Below are 2,464 nucleotides of genomic sequence, written 5' to 3' on the forward strand. Positions count from 1 at the left end.
AAACGCAAGATGAGCAACTGGCACCTCAAACACACCCACCACCGCAACCCACCCCAACCACCCACCAGGGCAATCACACTCGTCCCACCCACCAAAGCAACCAGTAGACGCCAGAAAACCACCTAAATCACCGGTATTGGCCCTAGTACTCCAGTGAGATTTCGTGTCCTGAGCTGGTGGTTGTCGTTGTCTGGGTATGGAGGGGTTGACTGAAGTCGGCCAGTGGCAGGACGAGTTGGAGTCGGTGTTCGCTCGGGTGGCGGGTCGGTTCGCTCGGGCGGATCTGCGGTGGCGGATGCGTGACTACGTGCGGGGTCTGCTGGCGCCGGTCGGGCGAAAGAACGGCTGGCAGCTGGCTGAGTGGGCCGGTCACCGTGATCCGGCGGGCCTGCAGCATCTGCTCAACGGGGCCCGCTGGGACGTCGAAGCGGTCCGGGACGGCCTGCGCGACTATGTCGCCGAACGGCTCGGTCCGGGCGGGATGCTGATCATCGACGACACGGGGTTCATCAAGAAGGGCACCACGTCGGCCGGGGTGGGCCGGCAGTACACCGGCACCTCGGGAAAGATCGACAACTGCCAGATCGGGGTGTTCGCCGCCTATGCCACCGGCTCGGGCCGGGCCCTGGTGGACCGGGAGCTCTACCTGCCCAAAGCCTGGACGTCCGACCGTGACCGCTGCCGGGTCGCGAAAATCCCCGACGAACGCGGCTTTGCGACCAAGGGTGAGCTGGCCCGGGGCATCGTCCGCCGCTGCCTGGCCGCCGGCCTGCCCGCCAAGTGGGTCACCGCGGACGAGGCCTACGGACAGGACTGGCACTTCCGCCGCCTGCTCGAGCAACTCGACATCGGCTACGTGGTGGCAGTGCCTAAGTCACAGCAGATCAAGTCCCTGGCCGGCACCTGGCGCATCGACCAGCTCATCGACGAAGCACCGACTGACGCCTGGCAACGGCTGTCCTGCGGCAACGGGGCAAAGGGGCCACGCGTCTACGACTGGGCCGCGGCCAAGCTGCCCGCCAACATCGTCTTCGACCCCGACCCATCACCGCTGAGTCATGGCCCGCCGCAGCATCTCCGACCCCGGCGAGATCGCCTACTACCTCGCCTACGCACCCGTCGGCGCCGATATCCCGGAGCTGGCCCGGATCGCCGGTTCCCGCTGGGCGATCGAGGAGTGCTTCCAGGCCGCGAAGAACGAGTGCGGCCTGGACCAGTACGAAGTCCGCCGCTACACGGGCTGGTATCGGCACATCACCCTGGCCATGCTCGCCCACGCCGTCCTGACAGCACTCGCCGCCCAGGCCGGCGAGGCCGCAAAGGGGGCTGCAGAAACGGATCAGCCCTCGTGCCACTCACCGTGGCAGAGATCCGGCGCCTGCTGGACCCTCTCCTGCCCCACCCCCGGCCCCATCACGACAGACGCCTGCATGCCCTGAACTGGTCCCACTGGCGCAGACACCACCAAGCCACAGCCCGACACTGCCACTACCGAAGAAGAACCAGCTCAGGACACGAAATCCCACTGGAGCACTAAGCGCTTGCTCAGCCCATGTCAGTCGAAGTTACTCATCGGTCACCCGGTCTGTCCAGAGTCCGAGTCTGTGATCCAGCGCCCTTCGATGGAGTCGTGCACGTACGCCGGTCTCCCCCTGGTCCCGCTCGTGCGGAACGGCTTCCCGCCGTCCGTGATCCGCACCGTCCCCGTACGGCCCCCGGCGCTCCACTCCAGCTCCAGGTACCAGCGGCAGTCGCAGCCCGCCGTCCGCGCGGAGACCAGCAGCTCCTCGGGGTCGGAGGAGGTGACCTTGTACGGGAAGGAGACGGCCGGGATCTTCCGGACCTCGGCGCCGGAGGCGTCAAGGCCGTCGACGGGCCTCGCGAGCGGGCGCGGCCGGTCGAGGTCCACGGCGAAGTGGCGCGGGGTGAAGGCGCCGCCACAGCCGTTGTCCATCCGGTACGCGTTCCACGGCAGCGGCGCGGCGCGGTCGACCACGCGCACGTGCAGGGCATGGAGGACGACGGCGTCGGACGGCGACCGGCCCTGGACCGTGATCCGCACCAGCGCCTCCCCGCCGGGCACGGCACCGTGCGTCCCGGCCCACGCCCCGGAGTCGGCCGCGACCGGCGGCGGGGCGACCGCGCGGGGGGCCCGGTCCACGAGGTAGGTGTGCCCGCAGCCGCCCTCCCAGATCTGGGAACCGATGCTCCAGGTGAAGGGGAGGGGGGCCGCGGTCCGCCCCGGAGCGGTGGAAGCGGGAGCAGGGGCGGAAGCCGTACGGGTGGGGTGGCCGAGCAGGGCGGCGGCGAGGGTGAGCACGACGAGGGCGACGGCAGCGGCGATGAGGAGGGGAGCGGGGGCGCCACGACGGGGGCGGGCGCGGGGCGCCTCCGGCGCGGACGGATCTGCGGCGGACGGGTCCGGCGCGGTCGGGTCCGGGGCGGGGCCGGGGCCCGGATCCGG

Annotated in this window: 1 protein-coding gene and 1 pseudogene; one reads left to right on the forward strand and one right to left on the reverse strand. The window is 70.1% G+C overall.

The genetic code is table 11. The features are described from left to right. Positions 1-196: 196 nt before the first annotated feature. Positions 197-1,325, forward strand: a pseudogene (locus tag VN520_RS39495) (IS701 family transposase); the annotation flags it as partial. Positions 1,326-1,576: 251 nt separating this feature from the next. On the opposite strand, the gene VN520_RS39500 reads toward VN520_RS39495, so the two are convergent. Then, a partial coding sequence (locus VN520_RS39500; RefSeq protein WP_325751789.1) for an XRE family transcriptional regulator occupies positions 1,577-2,464 on the reverse strand: 888 nt, incomplete at its 5' end.

The organism is Streptomyces sp. (assembly GCF_035563135.1).
Lineage (GTDB): Bacteria > Actinomycetota > Actinomycetes > Streptomycetales > Streptomycetaceae > Streptomyces.